The organism is Psychrobacter sp. P11G3 (assembly GCF_001435845.1).
Classification (GTDB): domain Bacteria; phylum Pseudomonadota; class Gammaproteobacteria; order Pseudomonadales; family Moraxellaceae; genus Psychrobacter.
In genome coordinates, this window is the sequence record NZ_CM003596.1 from 445,417 (window position 1) to 464,653 (window position 19,237).

General features: G+C 44.3%; 16 protein-coding genes. 15 read left to right on the plus strand and 1 reads right to left on the minus strand.

Features of this window, described 5'->3' with window-relative positions; all coding sequences use genetic code 11:
- The first annotated feature begins 16 nt into the window (after positions 1-16).
- From AK824_RS01850 to AK824_RS01885, 8 genes are all read left to right on the plus strand, one after another.
- Positions 17-913, plus strand: a complete 897-nt coding sequence (locus tag AK824_RS01850; protein ID WP_057758314.1) for a transporter substrate-binding domain-containing protein — start codon at positions 17-19, stop codon at positions 911-913.
- Between the two features lie 72 nt (positions 914-985).
- Positions 986-1,945: an ABC transporter substrate-binding protein gene (locus AK824_RS01855; protein ID WP_082624537.1), complete on the plus strand. Its 960-nt coding sequence runs from the start codon at positions 986-988 to the stop codon at positions 1,943-1,945.
- Positions 1,946-2,381: 436 nt separating this feature from the next.
- Positions 2,382-3,116: an ABC transporter permease gene (locus tag AK824_RS01860; RefSeq protein ID WP_057758316.1), complete on the plus strand. Its 735-nt coding sequence runs from the start codon at positions 2,382-2,384 to the stop codon at positions 3,114-3,116.
- Between the two features lie 12 nt (positions 3,117-3,128).
- Entirely contained in the window at positions 3,129-3,854 is a 726-nt protein-coding gene (locus AK824_RS01865) for an ABC transporter permease (RefSeq protein ID WP_057758319.1), read from the plus strand.
- Between the two features lie 223 nt (positions 3,855-4,077).
- Complete coding sequence (locus tag AK824_RS01870; protein WP_057762310.1) at positions 4,078-4,707, plus strand: fumarylacetoacetate hydrolase family protein; 630 nt, start codon at positions 4,078-4,080, stop codon at positions 4,705-4,707.
- Between the two features lie 295 nt (positions 4,708-5,002).
- Positions 5,003-7,219: a PhoX family protein gene (locus tag AK824_RS01875; RefSeq protein ID WP_057758320.1), complete on the plus strand. Its 2,217-nt coding sequence runs from the start codon at positions 5,003-5,005 to the stop codon at positions 7,217-7,219.
- 236 nt (positions 7,220-7,455) lie between these two features.
- A complete protein-coding gene (locus AK824_RS01880; protein ID WP_082624539.1) occupies positions 7,456-8,949 on the plus strand; it encodes a PGAP1-like alpha/beta domain-containing protein in 1,494 nt (497 codons plus the stop codon).
- An 18-nt stretch (positions 8,950-8,967) separates the two neighbouring features.
- Positions 8,968-9,660: a hypothetical protein gene (locus AK824_RS01885; protein ID WP_156410673.1), complete on the plus strand. Its 693-nt coding sequence runs from the start codon at positions 8,968-8,970 to the stop codon at positions 9,658-9,660.
- 122 nt (positions 9,661-9,782) lie between these two features.
- On the opposite strand, the gene AK824_RS01890 is transcribed toward AK824_RS01885, so the two are convergent.
- The gene (locus AK824_RS01890) at positions 9,783-10,763 is read right to left on the minus strand and encodes an Hsp33 family molecular chaperone HslO (RefSeq protein ID WP_057758325.1); all 981 of its coding nucleotides are present in this window, start codon (positions 10,761-10,763) and stop codon (positions 9,783-9,785) included.
- Between the two features lie 376 nt (positions 10,764-11,139).
- On the opposite strand from AK824_RS01890, the gene AK824_RS01895 reads away from it, so the two are divergent.
- The 7 genes from AK824_RS01895 (at position 11,140) to AK824_RS01925 (ending at position 19,054) form a co-directional block, all read left to right on the plus strand.
- Positions 11,140-12,114: a glutamate/aspartate ABC transporter substrate-binding protein gene (locus AK824_RS01895; RefSeq protein ID WP_197411808.1), complete on the plus strand. Its 975-nt coding sequence runs from the start codon at positions 11,140-11,142 to the stop codon at positions 12,112-12,114.
- Between the two features lie 96 nt (positions 12,115-12,210).
- Positions 12,211-12,957 carry an amino acid ABC transporter permease gene (locus AK824_RS01900; RefSeq protein ID WP_057758328.1) on the plus strand — a complete coding sequence of 249 codons (747 nt, stop codon included), beginning with the start codon at positions 12,211-12,213 and terminating at the stop codon, positions 12,955-12,957.
- The gene (locus AK824_RS01905) at positions 12,954-13,622 is read left to right on the plus strand and encodes an ABC transporter permease subunit (RefSeq protein ID WP_057758330.1); all 669 of its coding nucleotides are present in this window, start codon (positions 12,954-12,956) and stop codon (positions 13,620-13,622) included. The genes AK824_RS01900 and AK824_RS01905 overlap by 4 nt, the downstream gene beginning before the upstream one ends.
- Before the next feature lie 190 nt (positions 13,623-13,812).
- On the plus strand, positions 13,813-14,544 hold the full coding sequence (locus AK824_RS01910; RefSeq protein ID WP_057762314.1) for an amino acid ABC transporter ATP-binding protein: 732 nt from the start codon (positions 13,813-13,815) through the stop codon (positions 14,542-14,544).
- 403 nt (positions 14,545-14,947) lie between these two features.
- The gene (locus AK824_RS01915; protein ID WP_057758332.1) at positions 14,948-15,556 is read left to right on the plus strand and encodes a DJ-1/PfpI family protein; all 609 of its coding nucleotides are present in this window, start codon (positions 14,948-14,950) and stop codon (positions 15,554-15,556) included.
- A 99-nt stretch (positions 15,557-15,655) separates the two neighbouring features.
- Positions 15,656-16,912: an FAD-dependent oxidoreductase gene (locus AK824_RS01920; RefSeq protein ID WP_057758334.1), complete on the plus strand. Its 1,257-nt coding sequence runs from the start codon at positions 15,656-15,658 to the stop codon at positions 16,910-16,912.
- A 366-nt stretch (positions 16,913-17,278) separates the two neighbouring features.
- The gene (locus tag AK824_RS01925; RefSeq protein WP_057758336.1) at positions 17,279-19,054 is read left to right on the plus strand and encodes an AMP-binding protein; all 1,776 of its coding nucleotides are present in this window, start codon (positions 17,279-17,281) and stop codon (positions 19,052-19,054) included.
- The last annotated feature ends 183 nt before the right edge of the window (positions 19,055-19,237 follow it).

A 19,237-nucleotide genomic window follows, 5' to 3' on the forward strand; every position in this document is an offset into this window, starting at 1 on the left:
TTAAGGAATAAAACTTATGACAATTTCAATGACATCATCAATGAGCAAAAAAGCACTGTGGCTAGCACCGCTTAGCGCAGCAATGCTAATGCTGGTAGGTTGTAACAATAGCTCAGCACCAGCAGAAAATGCTGAAACTGATACCGCTACTGAAGCGCCTTTAAATATCAAAATTGCGACAGAATCAAGCTATAAGCCTTTTAGTTATACCGATGCAGATGGCAAGCTGATTGGTTACGAGATTGAGCTGGTTGACGCACTATGTGCACAGATGAAAGCTGAGTGTGAAGTCATCTCTCAAGATTGGGATGGTTTGATTCCAGGGCTTAACGCACAGAAATTTGATGCAGCTATCGCAGGTATGTCGATCACGCCTGAGCGTAAAGAAGTGGTTGATTTCAGTGACCCTTACTTCCATAGCGGTATCATCTTGATCGGCAAAAAAGGTGATGACTTAAGCGTTGAGTCGCTAACAGGTCTACCAATTGCGTCACAGCGCTCAACTGTTGCCTCGCAATACCTACAAGACGAGCATGCAGATGCTGATATCAAGTTATATGATACGCAAGACAATGCTTATCTAGATCTAACCTCAGGTCGCGTGCGCGGTATGATGTCTGACAAAGTCACAGGTATTGACTGGTTAAAAACAGACGCAGGCAAAGGCTACGAAGTTAAAGGTGAAGAAATCAGCACCAATGATGACGCAATGGGTATTGCTTTCCGTAAAGGCGATCCGTTAATTGCTAAGTTCAATGCGGCATTGGCTGAGCTAAAAGACAACGGCACCTACGATCAAATCACAGGTAGCTATTTCGGTACTAGCTCAACGGCTGCAGCACAAAAAGCGGTGGCAACAACTGATAGTGTCGAAGAAGTAATGGTCGCTGAAGAAGAAGCGCCAGCTAACTAATACGATATCTAGCAGTTTGACTGCTGTTGTTTGAAGACGTGTTGTTTACTCAAGAAAAAACCAAGGATGATTATGAGCAACCATTGTGCCCCAATCTGTGCCACGACTGGCAAATCTAACATTACTGTAGCCAGTCGTCTGTCTATGTCACTGCTTGCATTAGCGACGGCCTTTACCATTGCTGGCTGTAGCAATAACCAAGAGAGTGCGGCTGATACCAATCCAAAGGCTACCGAAACAACGTCAGCCTCTACAGGTGATGTATTACGCATCGGGACAGAAGGGGCCTATGCACCTTTTAACTATACCAATGCCGATGGGACACTGGGTGGTTTTGATGTTGAGATAGCAAATGCACTCTGTGCGGATATGCAGGTGACCTGTGAGATTGTAGCGCAGGACTGGGACGGTATTATCCCTGGTCTGAAAGCGGGTAAGTACGATGCAATCGTGGCCGCGATGTCCGTTACTCCAGAGCGTTCGGAGCAGGTGAGCTTCACCGATCCGTACTTTAGCAATGCCTTGGTTTTTTTGGCCAAAAAAGACAGCAGCTTTGACCCTAGTAACAACAGTGATATCGACTCGCATTCTATTGCTGCACAGCGTTCAACCATTTCATCGCAGTGGCTAGAAGACACGTATCCAAAAGCCGATATGAAGCTTTATGATACGTTGAGCAATGCGTTTTTGGATCTCGGTTCAAACCGTGTCGATGCGATGATTTCTGATAAGCTGCCTGCGATAGAATGGCTGAGCTCAAATGCTGGTAGCAAATATGCGCTCAAAGGTGATGAGATCAATATCAATGATAACTTTGCGATAGCAGTACGCCCAGGCGATCCGCTACAAGCAAAGATCAATCAGTCTCTTGCTAATATAAAAGCAAACGGTACTTACGATAAAATCAACCAAAAGTACTTTGCGGTACCAGCGTCTGCAACGAGCACAGTTGATGAAGACGCAAATACAGGTGCGGAAATAGATACAGATGCAGACATTAGCGAGCAACCAGCGACAGAAAACGCTAGTTAATAGCTAACAGCAATTAAAGATAGCAGTCAAAAAATATTGTTTTGATCAATAAAAGGATATCGCCATCATGGTGATGTCCTTTTTTATTTGCCGTTATAGCAACGAATATACATAATAGCCGCCTACCAATTTTGCTCAAATTTAGTCGGCTTATTGTATGTCTCTAGAGGCAAGTGTCTGTTTAAGTACGGTTTAGGCGCAGCTTTTACGCGTCAGTATTAACATCACGGCGAGTGAATATGATAAAATCAGCGCTCATTTCTACTGTGTCAATTATCGCAGCATTAATCGTATTCTTCTGACGTCATTTTTTGACGCCGACCATCCCTATTGATTGGGTATAAAATACGGTGTTTTGCCGCGTTCAGCTATTGATGCTGATTCTTTTAACTCATATTTTGCAAATTGCTAATATAAAGAGACTGAGTGGATAATCGTGTTTGACTTACAAGGATTTGGCGCGCTTTTATTGAGCGGCGCTACCGTCACCATACAGCTAGCTGTGACCAGTTTAATCATTGGTCTGGCTCTAGGCTTGCTCGGCGCAACCGCAAAGATGTCCAATATCTGGTTGCTGCGTAAACTTGCGACTGTCTATACTGCGACAATGCGCGGTATTCCTGAGCTGCTATTGGTGCTCTTTATTTACTATGGCGGCTCTATCTTATTGATGAGCATCCTCAAAAAGTTCGGCTATAACGACTATGTCGAGATTAGCGCTTTTTGGGGTGGTGTCATGGCACTGTCTATTGCTTTTGGTGCATATGCGACTGAGATTTTTCGCATGTCCATTCAAGAGATTCCAGTAGGGCAGCGAGAGGCTGCGCAAGCAATTGGTATGCGTCCTTTTCAGACTTTTTATCGCATCACTTTGCCGCAAGTGTGGCAGATTGCTTTACCAGGTTTGGGAAATTTATTTCTGGTACTACTCAAAGATACCGCATTGGTATCGGTCGTGGGTCTCAAAGACATCATGTATCAGTCATCGCGTGCGGCACAGTCTACACAGCAGCCATTTACCTTTTATATGGCAGCAGCGATTATTTATTTGGGTCTGACCATGTTGATTACTGGCTTTATGATGTGGCTTGAGTGGCGCGCCAATCCTGCGGCACGCTATGCCAAAAAGATAAGCCGTCAATCCACTCACAGTCAATCGACCATAGGGTAGAGGAGAGATACTATGGATTGGAATTGGCAGGTCATTTTTGACCATATCCCTGATTTACTAGGCGGCGCGGTATTGACCGTACAGCTGGTTTTGTTTTCAGGTGTGATTGGATTGCTGTTTGGTTTGGTTTTGGCGTTATTACGACTGTCTAAGAATTGGGTGGTACAGATACTACCGTTTCTGTATATCTTCTTTTTCCGTGGTACGCCGCTGCTGGTACAGATATTCCTGATTTATTACGGTTTGGGTCAATTTGAGGCCGTACGCGATTCGTTCTTATGGGAGCCAGTGCTTAGCCAAGCATATTGGTGTGCCATCATCGCCTTTACCCTCAATACCAGTGCTTATCTAGCAGAGATTATACGCGGTGCGATTCAGACGATTCCGATTGGAGAGCTTGAAGCTGCTGATGCGCTTGGCATGTCAAAATGGCAAAAGCTAACACGGGTTACGCTGCCGCGCGCATTTGGTATTGTGATTCCAGCATACAGTAACGAAGTTATCTTTATGCTAAAAGGTAGTGCGCTAGCTTCGACTATTGCATTGATGGATATCACAGGTGTTGCTCGTACGATTAGTGCGCGTACCTATACCTTGATGGAGCTATTCTTTGCCGCTGGTATCGTCTATCTATTGCTGTCGTGGGTTATCTTGTTTAGCTTTAGAATGTTTGAAAAGCGTATGAACCGCCACGCCAGTTATGTACCGCCAGATGTGGTGACCAATACGATTCCATAGTTAGCAGTTAGCAGTTAGCAGTTAGCAGTTAGCAGTTAGCAGTTAGCAGTTAGCAACTAAAAATCGTCAAAGTCACTGTAGACAATATAGTATGGACTGCTGATAAAATAGCCATCATTTACAGGGAGAGTTTAGTATGAGCCAATCGCCACACGAGTCATTAGCGAACGCCATTGCAGCTGGTGTCAATGCCGAGCAGGGCGCTATCAATCATAATGAAAGATTGCGTGCTTCTATTGGTAAAGTTGTCTGTGTTGGTCGCAACTATGCGGCCCATGCTGCAGAGTTGGGCAATGAAGTACCAACCACGCCGATACTGTTTATGAAGCCTGCGTCTTCAGTGGTCTCTATCCGTGGTGATGTGGTTCGCCCAAGTCCAGAGCTGTTTGGCGAGACTCACTACGAGGCCGAGCTATGTATTCAGTTATCAGCTGATTTATCTAGGGCGACGATTGAGCAGGCTCAGCAAGCGATTGGTGGCGTGACATTGGGACTGGATTTGACCTTACGTGATTTGCAAAGCAAGCTAAAAGAAAAAGGTCATCCGTGGGAGCGTGCTAAGTGTTTTGACGGAGCTTGCGTCCTTGCTGATTGGGTCGACCCGCAAGCGTTTGGCAATCTGCAGAGTGTACAGTATCAGCTGTCTATCAATGATAAATTAACGCAAGATGGCGATAGTGCCTTAATGCTATTTCCTGTCTATGAATTGCTGGTCAATATCAGTCATGCCTTTAGCTTGCAAGCAGGGGATGTAATTATGACTGGTACGCCAAGCGGCGTTGGTGTGTTGCAAGCAGGCGATCAGCTTAAACTAAAACTAGGTGCTCATGAGTGGGTATCACAAGTAGAGTAAGCTTGATTGCAATAACAAACGCATATTAAAAACCCTGAGCAATTGCTTGGGGTTTTTGCTTTTAAGCCTTTATATTTATTTTTTAAATTTGCTAACTGCCAAACAATTCTATCTTCAAATTATTTTTTTCTCAAGAATCATTAGTACAGTCGATTGTCATCAGTTTGTCACCTATTGTTCAGCGTACTGTCATAAAGGTTGAGTAGACTTAAGCGGAATTCGTATTTTTGTGGTCGTAATTATAAAGCCGCGATCAACTCTCTGCCAATCTAGCCTAATAGCAAGGTGACTGATAATGACATTATTGAACAATGAGCGAACGCTTGCCCACGAAGTGGTTGAAGACTCAAATCCTACTAATAATACTGACTTTCAGACGATTATCAATCGTCGATTGAACCGCCGTAGTATCCTAAAAGGTGGCACAGGGTTGACGGCTGCTGCATTTTTTGGCGCATTACCTTTGGTCGGTTGTAGTGAAGACGACGATAGCAGTATTGTTGGTAATGACGATAATGCCGCTATCCCTGCACAAGGTGATCTAAAGCGTCCTGATACCCTAAAGTTTGAAGCAGTCGCGCATTCAACAGCTGATACGATGACCGTAGCAGCAGGCTACAAGGCAGAGATGATATTACCGCTTGGTACGCCGCTGAACTCTGGTATCGAGGATTGGAAGGACAATCGCGAGCAATCAGCAGAGTCATTTGAATGGCGTATGGGTGACAACCATGATGGGATGTGGTTCTTTGGCAAAAACGGTAACGCTTACGATGCTAAAGCGTCAGAAAACAGCTTGCTAGTCATGAATCATGAATACGTTAATAGCAGTGAGCTTAGCCCATTTGGCTATTACGTCACTCAAGATAACGATGCTGCGCCTATTTTTCAAAAACGTCGTCTCGCAAGCGACGTCCGTCGTGAAGTCAACTGTCATGGCGTCTCGGTGGTTGAGTTAACTCGCCGCGCAGATGGTATGGGTTATGAGATGGTACCTGACTCTAAATACAATCGCCGTATCACCAGTAGTACTACAGCACAATTGGCTGGCCCTGTGGCAGGTTCTGCTCTGGTCAAGACCAAGTTTGATCCGACAGGCTATCAGACTCGCGGTATCAATAACAACTGCGGCGCAGGTCTGTCACCTTGGGGTACTTATCTGACTACCGAAGAGAACTTTTTGGGTGTGTTTGCCCGTGGTCAAGATGCCAGTCAATTGAGCGCTGGTGATAACTATGCTCGCGAGCGCTACGGTGCGGTGGAGGACTTCCCAGGTTGGGAGTATTTATGGCATACCCCAGAGGCAAAGGATGCCAAGATAGCAGACGAGTTCTCACGTTGGGATATGACCGCAGTCGGTGCCAGTGCTGCGGAAGATTATCGCTATGGCTTTAACACTTTCGGTTATATTACTGAAATTGACCCATTTGACCAAAACTCTATACCGCAGAAACGCACTGCACTGGGCCGATTCGCTCATGAAAACTGCGCGTATGCTCCTGTTGAGCAAGGCAAGCCAGTGGTGTTCTACATGGGTGATGACGCCCGAGGGGAGTACATTTATAAGTTTGTCTCCAAAGCGATGTGGTCAAACTCGGACATCGGCGGCGGACTAAAAGCAGGTGACAAATATCTGAATGACGGCACGCTATACGTGGCGGTATTTAACGAAGATGGTAGCGGTGAGTGGAAAGCTCTCGTCCATGGTCAAAACGGATTAGATGCTTTCAACAGCGTATTGCCATTTAATGGGCAGGATGAAGTATTGGTCTTTGCTCGTGCAGCTGCCGATGCTGCTGGTGCTACTAAGATGGATCGACCTGAATGGGTATCGGTCAGCCCTATGACGGGTGATGTCTATGTGACATTGACCAATAATAAATATCGCGGCGTACGTGACGACCAGCCTGTCTCAGCTTCCAATCCGCGTAGCTATCAATCAAACGGAAAAGCGCTTGGTAATGACAATGGTCACATTATTCGCTGGGCAGAAGCAGGCGGTGACCATGCCGCAACGAGCTTTGAGTGGGACATTTATCTGTTTGGTGCGCCAAGTGATTTATCAGCAGAAAACCTTTCTCAATTAAATGACAATAATGACTTTTCTTCACCTGATGGGCTATATTTCGACCCACGCGGTGTCTTATGGATTCAGACAGACGACGGCGCTTACACCGATACCAGTAGCTGTATGTTGCTTGCGGCTCTGCCGGGTAAGGTCAGTGATGGGTCGATGACGACCACATCGGCAGGGCAGTCAACCCGAGTCGGCACATCTGCTAGCAATGACAATATCAAACGATTCTTTGTCGGTCCTGAAGGATGCGAAGTAACAGGTATCACCATGGCACCAGATTTTAAGACGCTGTTTATCAACATTCAGCATCCTGGCAACACATGGGGCGCTGTCGCTGGCGGTAGTATACCTCGCTCAGCGACTGTGATGATTACTCGCGAAGATGGTGATGTCATACTGGCAGAATCATTTGATACGGCTGATAGCACGACATAGATAGATAAGCTGTAAGCGAATAATAGAAATAACCAAAATGCTCACGACCATAAGAATCCCAAGTTAAGGCTTGGGATTTTTTATTATTATATTGATTTGATGGTTAAATAGACCGTCTATCAGTAATCTGGCTCTGCTAGTCGTCATCGCGCTCTAAAGTCAAACCATTCACTTCTATTTGCTGCCGTTACAGGATAATATAGACCATTACTTTTTTCGCTGAATGTGCAAATATTATGAGCAGTTCAAAGGTGTTTTATAACGACAGTGTTAGTGACAGCGACGCTCAAAACGATAGTAGCTATACTCGTACTCATCATGAGCTCGATGCGCATTTTGTCCCAGATGCGAGTGTACCGCTACACAGTCATCTATATGAGCAAATCGACCAACTCGAAGCCATTGATATGGATGAGCTGGTCAAGCTACTAGCAGATTCGGATGACAGTGATGAAATCAACAAAACACCTGTATCTTTGGCTGATTTTTTTGAAGGATTGGCGCAGCTTGCCACCATGGGTGTGGTTGAGATTACAGAAATCGTAGAAGCCATTCACCGTGAAGTTATCTTGCGTCCGCTAGGCCGCTTCAATGACAAACATTTAAATAAATGGTCGCGCGGATTTACTGGACGTATCTATGGCACGATACGTCATGTCATGCAAATGGTCGGTAATAATCTGGCGTCTGTACTACGCATATACAAAAACCTGATTCTCCAAAAGTCAGTGCAGCCACTACCAGACTCACTAAAAAAACTGGTGAATGTACTTAATGGTGTCATGGGTGACCATCTGGTCAATAATCAAAATGCGCTCGCCATTCCGATGATGCTATACACTCAAGATGGCAAGCCACAAAGTGAGACGCTATCAGGCCGTATCGTTATTTTGTGCCATGGTTTATGTATGAGTCATTTAAGCTGGCAAGCACAAGCAGGTAATGATTTAGGCGAGGCCATTCATGTCAGCCAGCCTGATACCACGGTGCTGTATTTAGATTACAATACAGGTCGCCGTATCTCTCGTAGCGGCCGTAAGTTCTCTCAATTGCTACAAACGCTGGTCGATGATAACCCAAATATCAGTCAGATAGATCTGGTCGGACATAGTATGGGCGGCTTGGTTTCTCGCAGTGCACTGTTTTATGGCGAGCAAGACCGCCTAGATTGGATAAAACGCGTGGGCAATCTCATCACGCTAGGTTCGCCGCATCATGGGGCAGTGCTTGAGCGTATCGGTAATTATGTACAAGACATCATTGCCAAGTTGCCGTTTGCAGGCTCACTGGCCAAGCTCGGGGATATGCGCAGTGCCGGTATCATTGATCTACGTCATGGCAGTATTCGTGATGCAGACTGGAAAGCATTAGAAGGACGTAGTGTCCTACCACAAGACTTTCGCCACCCTGCACGGTTGCCAAGTGGTATCAAGACTTACTTTGTCGCCAGTGCTTTGCTTGAGACGCATTATGATTCTAAGGTGACTGATTTGCTAGGAGACAGTTTGGTATCGGTGGCTTCAGCGTTGGGCGAGGATGACGCTGAGCATGCTTTGTTTGTGCCAGATGGTCACAAAGCAGTGTTTTATGGGGTGAATCATATGAACTTAATCCATAGTAGACGAGTGCGTGAGCAAGTCGTTGAGTGGCTGCTAGATAATGGACGAAGTGACTATGCTGGACGTCCGCGCATACACTCTTATCCTAGAAGTTTGGATGTGGCGGTGTAGAGAGTGGTGGGTATCATTTTGAGTTATTTACGTTATCTATACTGCGCAATTACGTTTTTATCATTTCAGAAAGTGCTACTGAGAAATGTGTCCTTGCTATTAGGTGGCGCACTCATAGTCATTAGTTGTGCAAAGCCAAATATATACGATCCTAACGCTCAAATTGAAGTAAATGTAGATGGTGACAATTATCTCATTCCCTTAAACCATATTGTCAGACCAGATACGGGTAGTTATGCCAGTTTTGAGACAGATATGGGTCATGGTTATTTCTTTTGGCCTAGCGGTCGTGGCCTTAATAATAGTGATAAAAATCCAAATGTCTTTGATTATGACAATAATATTATAGAGTTTTACTGGGCAGCTAGAAATTCAAAAATTGAAGGTGCTGATATACCGACTAGAATAAATAGTATCAAGCAAGAAGAGAATAGAGATTTGGATAAAGACAATTATGAACTAGAAGCATATATTGGGTCAGGCGATAGTCCCTTTATATACTATATAGGAAATATTGATCTAAACTCACCTTTTATGATTCGCTGTATGCCTACAGTTGATGAAGACCAAGATAGAATGTGCCAAATGGAGTACATGTACCCTGAGTACAATAACTATGTAAGACTTCAGTTTTCAAAAAATCATTTAGCTGACTGGCAGGCAATCAACACCATGGCGATCGATTATATGAAAAAATGGCGTCAAGATTAAAGATAGTTCAACGTCAAAATAGTCATACGTTTTTTAAGACTCCAAAAATAAAACCCCTCAAGCGTCACACTTGAGGGGTTTTTGTATTTCTATAAAGACAGATTTATAGCAAGTAAGAAAAACTACTCAGCAAATATCGCTGCTACATCATCTTTATTAAATTTATAGACTTCACCGCAGAATCCGCAATCCATCTCAAATGTACCGCCTTGCTCTTCGACGATATCTAACGCTTCCGCTTCGCCGATTTGTTCGATTGCCATCTCGCACTTCTCGCGTGAGCAAGTGCAACCAAATGATAGAGGGGCAGGCTCAGGGGCAACGATGTTTTCTTCGTGATACAAACGATAAAGTATTTCGTTAGCATCCAGTGTCGTTAGTTCTTCTGCTTTTACCGTGCGCGTCAATACAGACAAGCGCGTCCATAAATCATCGTCGATACCCGCATCTTGGTTTTGCTCAACTTCAGACGTTTCTTCAGCAGTACGCGGTAGCATTTGTACCAAGATACCTCCGGCTTGCAAGCCGTCAGATGCCAAGTTAATCAACGTTGGAATCTGGGCTGATTGCTTTTGATAATGCGCTAAGCAATCCGCTAGATTGTCATGGCTACGCTCAACGATACCTTGGTATGGCTCACCGCCATCAGGCTGAATATTGATAAACAATACGCCTTGTCCCATCGCACCAAGCTCAGCAAACGCTTCTTTGGCATGGGTCATATTGTCCCACGCTTGTACTTGCTCATCCGTCTCGCCTTTCCAGCTAGCAAGCGCACGAATGATACCGTCTTGATCGCATTCTGCCATTGCCCAGTTTAGTAAGCTGTCACTGTCTGATGACTGCAACTGAATAGATAGGCGACCGTTGATTTTGACCGTACTGATTAGCAAACTTGCTGCAGTCAGCATCTCACCCAATAAGCGTTTGATGGCTTCAGGGTAGGGCTTTTGCGCAATTGTGCTCGCATAGCTGCGTGATAGGCGTACCACATCACCGCGCACGGGTGAGTCTTCAACGAAGAAACGTTGGCGAATGTCGTTGCTGCCATGGTTGCCAGTAGTTTGGCTGTCCGTATTTGGGACTTGGATATCTTGAGTCATAAGTCATTTGTAGTATAGAGAAGTTGTTTGCTTTATGGGGATTACTGCCGATTTATCAATCTCACTTAGCAGACTGTTTTGATGATTATGAGTAACAATTGACAATAATTAGCTTAAACAACCAAGCAGCTGTTTGTACAAAGTTCTGAGTAGATAGCCGCTATGAGCCAACATTTTATAGTTAGAATATAAACATATTCATAAATATGAACTCTCTCAAAAAAAATTCACCCTCTACTGCAAATTTGTTGTACAGTAACATTAAGTTGCATTGTGATAAACAACAGCAACAACCGTACGGATGCGGGGCAGTCTGGTCAATCAGACCTATGTCGTCCAAGCACTCACTAAATCTTGCGATAAAAGGATGTATTTCATGACATACTCATTTTCCAAACCGTTGACTTTAGCTGCTGTTATGGCATTAGGCTTAGCGGGATGTAATAACAGTAGCCAGACCAGCACTGATGCGCCAGCAGATGATGCAGCGACGACAGAAATCACGACCAACGGTACGCTACAGAAAATCAAAGACTCTGGCACTATTGTCGTCGGTCACCGTGATTCCTCTATTCCTTTCTCTTATATCGCTGATGATCCTAACCAACCGATTGGCTATGCACACGACTTGGAAATGAAAGTGGTTGAAGCAGTTAAGCAAAAGCTAAACATGCCAGACCTTAACGTTCGCTATAACCTAATCACTTCGCAGACTCGTATCCCATTGGTACAAAACGGCACGGTAGATTTTGAGTGTGGTTCAACAACCAATAACGAAGAACGTCAAAAGCAAGTTGCATTCTCTAATGGTTTCTTTGAAATTGGTACGCGTCTGTTGACCAAAAAAGACTCTGGTATTCAAGATTTTGAAGACCTAAAAGGCAAAACCTTGGTAACGACAGCAGGAACGACTTCAGAGCGTTATATCCGTCAGTACAATGATGATAATAAAATGGGTACCAATATCATCTCAGCAAAAGATCATGGCGAAGGCTTCCTAATGCTAGAAAATGGCCGCGCTGATGCCTTTATGATGGATGATGTGCTGCTTGCTGGCGAAAAAGCCAAAGCAAAAAATCCTGATGAATGGGTCATTGTCGGTACGCCGCAATCGTTTGAAATCTATGGCTGTATGATGCGCAAAGATGATCCTGAATTCAAAGCTGTGGTCGATGAAGCACTTGCTAATGTCTTTAGTTCAGGCGAAATCAATAGCATTTATGACAAGTGGTTCTTGAACCCAATCCCACCAAAGAACGTCAATCTAAACTTTGAGATGTCAGACAACTTAAAGGCCTTGATTGCCAATCCGCATGACAGCGCTCAGCCTAAAGAAGCAGCAGCGCAGTAACGCTCATTGTCCCTCAACATAGCTTGCCTGTACGTTCAGATAGCCAGTATTTTATTTGACGTATAGGCTTATCAATCGTTGCTCGGAGAGACAACCATGAATTATAGCTGGAACTGGGGTGTGCTCTTTGAGCAGACTGGTATTGGCAACGAGCTCTATATCCATTGGATGATCACTGGTCTTGGCTGGCTGCTATTGATTGGCAGTATCGCATGGGCCATTGCAATGGTCGTCGGTACTATCTTCGGTATCATGCGTACTTTGCCCAACAAGACCGCTCGTGCAATCGGTACGGCTTATGTGACATTTTTTCGTAATATTCCACTGCTTGTTCAACTGTTCTTTTGGTTTTATATCGCCCCTGGCTGGCTCACGCCGACGATACAAGAATGGTGGTATAAGGATTTGTCTCCGAATACCTCAGCCATGTTGTCAGCCAGTATTGGTCTTGGCCTATTTACCGCTGCTCGTATCGTGGAACAGGTACGGACAGGTATTGAGTCATTACCAGATGGACAGATTAATGCGGCCTATGCATTAGGGTTTAGCATTCCACAAGTCTATAAAGAAGTACTGCTACCGCAAGCATTTCGTATTATCTTGCCACCGCTCAGCTCTGAGCTGACTAACTGCTTCAAAAACGCCTCTGTGGCCTCGCTAGTGGGGGTAATGGAGCTGATTAGCCAAACCAAAACCATCAGCGAATACACTCAAAATAGTATCGAGATATATACTTATGCAACGATTATTTATTTGGTTTTCAATCTATCCTTGATCGCTATTATGGGGTTGATTGAACGTAAATTGCGTGTGCCTGGGCTTATTGCGGGAGGTCAGAAATGAATATGACCGAATTGGCAACAGCCTATCCTGGTTTGATGAGTGGCATGCTTACCACCTTAAAAGTGCTGTTTTTGGCTATTTTGGGCGGTATCAGTTTAGGAACTGTACTGGCATTGATGCGTTTGTCAGGTATCAAAGCGCTTGAGATTCCAGCAAAGCTATACGTCAATTACTTCCGCTCCGTACCACTACTACTGGTACTGCTATGGTTTTATTTTGCCGTACCGATGATTTATCTTTGGGTAGCGGGTAAGTACCTGCAACTCGATGCTGCGTTTGCCTCTTGTGTGGTCGCATTTATGATGTTTGAGGCGGCTTATTTCTCAGAAGTAGTGCGTGCTGGTATTCAATCGATTGGTAGCGGGCAGGTCAATGCAGCAAAAGCGCTCGGTATGACTTATGGGCAGACCATGCGTCTGGTCATCTTGCCACAAGCCTTTCGTAAGATGCTGCCACTGATTTTGCAGCAGTGTATTATTTTATTCCAAGATACGACACTGGTATTTGCGATTGGTTTGACAGACTTTTTCCGCGCAGCCTACGTGCGCGGTGAGCTAATGGGCTTACTCACGCCGTATATCTTAGGTGCTGGTGCTGTCTATTTTGTGATTAGCTTAAGTGCCTCTATTGGCGTACAACAATTACAAAAGCGTTTGCGGTTTTAATATAGTTATTTTGATACGGCTATGGCTTGCGCTTTTGAGTGTTGAGAGCTTGGATTGAGCGTTTGATTTACCTTTTTTAAATAATGATTATCGAAAATAATGTGGTTAGGAGCCAGTGATGAGCAATGCTGATACGTACTTAAATGCCTTTGGCGGGCTGGTTACCAATAGTGGTCATGCTAGTGATGAGATGGTCATCGAGATATCTAATGTCAGTAAATGGTATGGAGACTTTCAAGTACTGACTGACTGTACGGCGCATGTACATAAAGGTGATGTTGTTGTCGTTTGTGGTCCATCGGGTAGTGGTAAGTCGACATTGATTAAGACAGTTAATGGACTTGAGCCTTTTCAAAAGGGTGACATCATGGTCAATGGTATCTCTGTCGGTGATCCAAAGACCAACTTGCCCAAGTTACGCAGCCGTGTCGGCATGGTGTTTCAGCATTTTGAGTTGTTTCCACATTTGACTATTATTGATAATTTGACCGTGGCACAAATCAAAGTGTTGGGCCGTAAAGAGTCTGAGGCCAAACAAAAAGCGATGGCCTATCTAGACCGTGTTGGTCTGACAGTACAAGCGGCGAAATACCCAGCGGAGCTCTCTGGTGGTCAGCAGCAGCGTGTTGCGATTGCACGAGCGTTGGCCATGGATCCAGTGGCAATGCTATTCGATGAACCAACCTCCGCGCTTGATCCTGAGATGATTCAAGAGGTGCTAGATGTAATGGTCGAGCTGACTCGTGACGGTATGACCATGATGTGCGTGACGCATGAAATGGGCTTTGCCAGTCAGGTAGCCAATCGTATTATCTTTATGGATGAAGGGCATATCGTAGAAAACTGTAGTAAGGATGAGTTTTTTGAAGGCGCGAAAAGTGACCGTGCGCAGATGTTCTTATCGAAGATTTTAAATCATTAAAGACATTTTGATTTACGATTGTTTATAGCAGTGTTGCTAATATGAATACGTGTTCTAAAGCTTACTTTTCTTTCCACTGCTAATGATTATACAAAGCGCCTTATTAAAGACAGTTAAACGCTATCTTTAATAGGGCGCTTTGTATTTAGCCTTTTTTGTATAGCTATTTGAAAAACGATTTAGAGCCTATGATATTCACACAAAAGGAATTTGAATAAGATAGCTTTGAGACTATAAAGCCGCTGAAGATAGAGCGAGAATAGTCGTAGGATTAGCGAGGTTGCAAACGGCAAAGGCAAATGGAATGTCTCATCTGATTAATCAAATAAATTTGAAAAGATAGTAGTCATAATATAGATGAGTTTAATTTTATTTACTGCGATCAACTTAATTAGGATTGAATATGACGCTAAAACGAACCGTCGGCATACTACTGTTCAATGAAGTAGAAGTATTAGATTTTGCAGGACCTTTTGAGGTGTTTTCGTTGGCTGAAAATGCTGCCAGTTCTAGTGATGATAAGTACTTTGACGTTATCACTATTGCTGAGCATCAAGCAACGATATCTGCTAGAAACGGTCTACAAGTCATTCCTGACTATAGTTTTGCCAATCATCCAGACATTGATGTATTAATCGTCCCCGGTGGATACGGTGCCGAAAAAACAGAAATATATAATAAGGTGGTAATTGACTGGATTATCACTCAAGCAAGTTTAGCAGAGCTGACGCTTTCAGTGTGTACAGGAGCGTTGCTGTTGGCTAAGGCAGGTTTGCTAACTGGTAAGTCAGCAACCACGCACTGGATGGATTTGGATAATTTAGCATCCTATCCTGATATCGATGTGATCTCGCATACGCGTTTTGTAGATGCTAGTGATGATACTGGTAACATTATCACATCAGCGGGGATAAGTGCAGGCATCTATGCAAGTCTATACTGTATAGAAAAATTAATAGATAGTGAAACCATGCGTGCAACAGCACATCGCATGGAGTTCGATATTGACTAAGTGAATTGTTAGATAGGTGAGTGAATGGCTGTTTACTGATACAATAGCGGTCAATATTTTTGATAATTAAAATAATTCATAAACTATCTTGGAGTTTATATGAGCGTAGAAAATCCATCTGTAGCAACGAGCACAGCATCAAAAAAAGGTGTCGTTATTATTGGTGCAGGACTGGCAGGCTGGCATGTCATTGATGCCATTCGTGCCAAAGACACAGAGATTCCAATCACATTAATCACGGCTGATAGTGGCGACCGTTATCATAAGCCGATGTTGACGATGGCAATCAGCCAAAACAAACGAGCATCAGATTTGGTACGGGCATCTGGTAGCGAGGCTGCGAACACAGCAGAAGTGACATTGCTAGCCAATACGCAAGTGACAGATATTGATCCAGTGAGCCAAACTGTACAGGTGCGCTCTACTGCGCAGTCAGATGATACGCTGACGACTATCGGCTATGCGAAAATGGTGTTGGCGATGGGCGCGCACCCTATCTTTCCTAAAAGTCTGCCTCAAGATTTGGTCTGGCATGTCAATCATATCGAGCGCTTTAGTCAGCTACAAGAAAAGCTAGCAACAGGTAGCCAACATGTTGCGATCGTTGGTGCTGGTATGGTGGGTACAGAAATCGCAGAAGACCTGCTTAAAGCTGGTCATAAAGTAACGCTCATTGATTTAAATGATGCACCGCTTTCACAGATGCTACCAGCCAAAGCGACCGCACGTATCGCCAAAGCGATCGAGTCGCAGGGTATTCAATTCTTAGGTGGTTATCAAGTATCAGCTGTCGCTCGTGTTAATGACGATGACAATAATAATGACAGCGAAGATGGCGAGAAACTACAAGTAGACTATGCCCCATTATCATCGGATGCAGACAACGCTGATACTCAGCCGCTCGAACCACTGATTGTAGATCATGTGATTGCCAGTACAGGTCTGACAGTCGATGAGCAATTACCTGCGGCGGCTGGTGTGGAATTCGATCGCCGTACAGGTATCGTGGTGGATGCAGCGACGTTACGTACCAATGCAGCGAATATCTATGCCATCGGCGACTGTATGTCTATCAACGGGGTGGCTTGTCGTTATGTTGCGCCATTACGCGCGCAGGCTGCGACTATCGCTGATGATATCTTAGGTCATGAGCATAGTGGCTATGATCATAAGCCGCCGATGATTCGCCTGAAGAACAAAGCCATCTCTGTGATGGTGACGGGTGTACCGCAAGCAGCGGGTAATTGGCAAGTAAAGACTGAAAGCGATGATGAGCTAATCATGGATTTGATCGATGATAATGAAGCCGTTAGCGCAACAGTAACGATTAAAGCGCCTGCAGTTCCTAAAGCATAACGATTGTGATACCGTTTTTTAAAAAATATTGGATTCTCATTTATAAGTGATGTCCTTTATTAGATGCTTTCCAGAGGACTTAGTTAAACGACAGTATTGATGATTGAGCCAGCCCATTGCTTATGATGCGGCTGGCTTTTTTATGTCAAATATTTGCCATGATTCTATGTTACCTTTTAATAAATAGAAAGGTAGATTATCTAATTAAATGATACATACTGTATTGATATTGTTGACAGGCTTTCATTGATGGCGTTATAGTAGCTGAATGCTATGTAAGACCTGCCCAAGGAAGAAGGTTTGCACGCAGGCTATCAATAAGTGCTATTTATAAATAATATAAAAAGTAAAACGAAAGGACTCGTTATGACTCAAACTTCTGATTTCGATTCGACTCGCGTTGACTTCGACACTATTTTAAACAACATTCCTAGTATCAATATGGGCGCACGCTCAGCTAATGCACCACTTACTCAAAGCTATGATAAAGGTCCTGATGTACCGCTGATCGAAGCGACAATCGGTGACTTTTTTGATGCTATTGTTTCTAAATATCCTGAGCGCGAAGCACTGGTCGTTCGCCATCAAAATATCCGCTGGACATATCGTGAGCTACAGCAGCAAGTGAATCAGCTAGCCAGTAGTATGATTGAGATGGGACTAGAGATTGGCGATCGCATCGGCATTTGGTCACATAACAATGCTGAGTGGTTGCTCATGCAATTGGCCACAGCAAAAGTCGGCGTTATCCTCGTTAATATCAATCCTGCCTACCGCACCTTTGAGCTGCAGTATGCTTTAAATAAATTGGGCTGCTCAGCGCTCGTACTGATGCGCCATTTCAAAACCAGTGACTACGCCAGTTTAATCCGTGAGCTATGTCCTGAGATTTACCACAAAGACTACACTCAGCTTGATTTGGTCGAGATTCCGACGATTGAACGCATCATCTGGATTGATGAGCCAGAGTCGGACGAGACATTCGGCTTTATGCAAAAGTTCTCTGCGTGGATGAGCGAGGGCGATGCCAACGATCCCCGTGTTGCCGAGCGCCAAGCTCAGCTTAAGAACACCGATGCCATCAATGTACAGTTCACCAGTGGTACGACAGGTACACCAAAAGGCGCTACCTTAAGCCATCGTAACATCCTTAACAACGGCTATTTCATTGGTGAGGCCATGAACCTTACCGAAGAGGATAGGCTGTGTATTCCAGTACCCTTGTATCATTGTTTTGGTATGGTGCTTGGTAATCTAGCGATTCTCACGCATGGCGGTTGTATCGTATATCCAAATGATGGCTTTGAGCCATTGACCGTATTACAGGCAGTCGAAGAAGAAAAGTGTACAGGTCTGCACGGCGTGCCAACGATGTTTATCGCAGAGCTTGACCATCCTGAATTTGAAAGCTTTGATTTGTCTACCTTACGTACTGGCATCATGGCTGGCTCTAGCTGTCCGATTGAAGTTATGCGCAGTGTCATCGATAAGATGCATATGAGCGAAGTCACTATTGCCTATGGTATGACAGAGACCAGTCCTGTATCTTGCCAGACCAATGAGCACACGCCACTTGATAAACAGGTCTCGACGGTAGGACTGGTACAGTCTGCACTTGAGGTGAAAGTCGTTGATACAGAAACAGGTGAAATTGTCCCGCTGGGTGAGACAGGTGAATTGCTTACACGAGGTTATTCAGTGATGAAGGGCTATTGGGGCAGCCGCTTCAAAACGCGTGAAGCGATCCAAGATGGTTGGATGCATACGGGTGACTTGGCCACAATGGATGAAGACGGCTACGTAAAAATCGTTGGCCGTAGTAAAGACATGGTGATTCGCGGCGGCGAAAATATCTATCCGGTAGAAATTGAAAATTATCTCTATCGTCATCCAAAGATTCGTGATGTACAAATCGTGGGTATACCAGATGAGCGTTATGGTGAAGTACTCGCGGCGTGGATTATTCCGAAAGAGCCTGGCTGCTTGACTGAACAAGAAGTACGCGAGTTCTGTAGCGAGCATATCGCTCATTATAAAGTGCCGACTTACTATCGCTTTGTGACTGAATATCCAATGACCATCACTGGAAAAATTCAAAAATATAAAATCATTGAGCAAATGAAAGAAGAGTTGGGTTTGTAGTAAGCTTACTTATCTGCTCTAAAAAACAAAAGACTAACCATATTCATTTCACTGTAAAAGTATTACAGCGTTAACCTCGCTTGAAGTATCACACATACATCTGCACTCGGTTGCCTTGTACTACTTTTAAATTGAATCGACTATATGTGAGCAACGCTTAAAAATAGCAGTTAGTATCATTTA

Coding starts and splice junctions, on each gene's coding strand:
- AK824_RS01915 (WP_057758332.1), top strand. CDS start 14,948: ATGACGCTAAAACGAACCGTCGGCATACTACTGTTCAATGAAGTAGAA.
- AK824_RS01865 (WP_057758319.1), top strand. CDS start 3,129: ATGGATTGGAATTGGCAGGTCATTTTTGACCATATCCCTGATTTACTA.
- AK824_RS01920 (WP_057758334.1), top strand. CDS start 15,656: ATGAGCGTAGAAAATCCATCTGTAGCAACGAGCACAGCATCAAAAAAA.
- AK824_RS01895 (WP_197411808.1), top strand. CDS start 11,140: ATGACATACTCATTTTCCAAACCGTTGACTTTAGCTGCTGTTATGGCA.
- AK824_RS01875 (WP_057758320.1), top strand. CDS start 5,003: ATGACATTATTGAACAATGAGCGAACGCTTGCCCACGAAGTGGTTGAA.
- AK824_RS01850 (WP_057758314.1), top strand. CDS start 17: ATGACAATTTCAATGACATCATCAATGAGCAAAAAAGCACTGTGGCTA.
- AK824_RS01855 (WP_082624537.1), top strand. CDS start 986: ATGAGCAACCATTGTGCCCCAATCTGTGCCACGACTGGCAAATCTAAC.
- AK824_RS01880 (WP_082624539.1), top strand. CDS start 7,456: ATGAGCAGTTCAAAGGTGTTTTATAACGACAGTGTTAGTGACAGCGAC.
- AK824_RS01910 (WP_057762314.1), top strand. CDS start 13,813: ATGGTCATCGAGATATCTAATGTCAGTAAATGGTATGGAGACTTTCAA.
- AK824_RS01900 (WP_057758328.1), top strand. CDS start 12,211: ATGAATTATAGCTGGAACTGGGGTGTGCTCTTTGAGCAGACTGGTATT.
- AK824_RS01890 (WP_057758325.1), bottom strand. CDS start 10,763: ATGACTCAAGATATCCAAGTCCCAAATACGGACAGCCAAACTACTGGC.
- AK824_RS01925 (WP_057758336.1), top strand. CDS start 17,279: ATGACTCAAACTTCTGATTTCGATTCGACTCGCGTTGACTTCGACACT.
- AK824_RS01905 (WP_057758330.1), top strand. CDS start 12,954: ATGAATATGACCGAATTGGCAACAGCCTATCCTGGTTTGATGAGTGGC.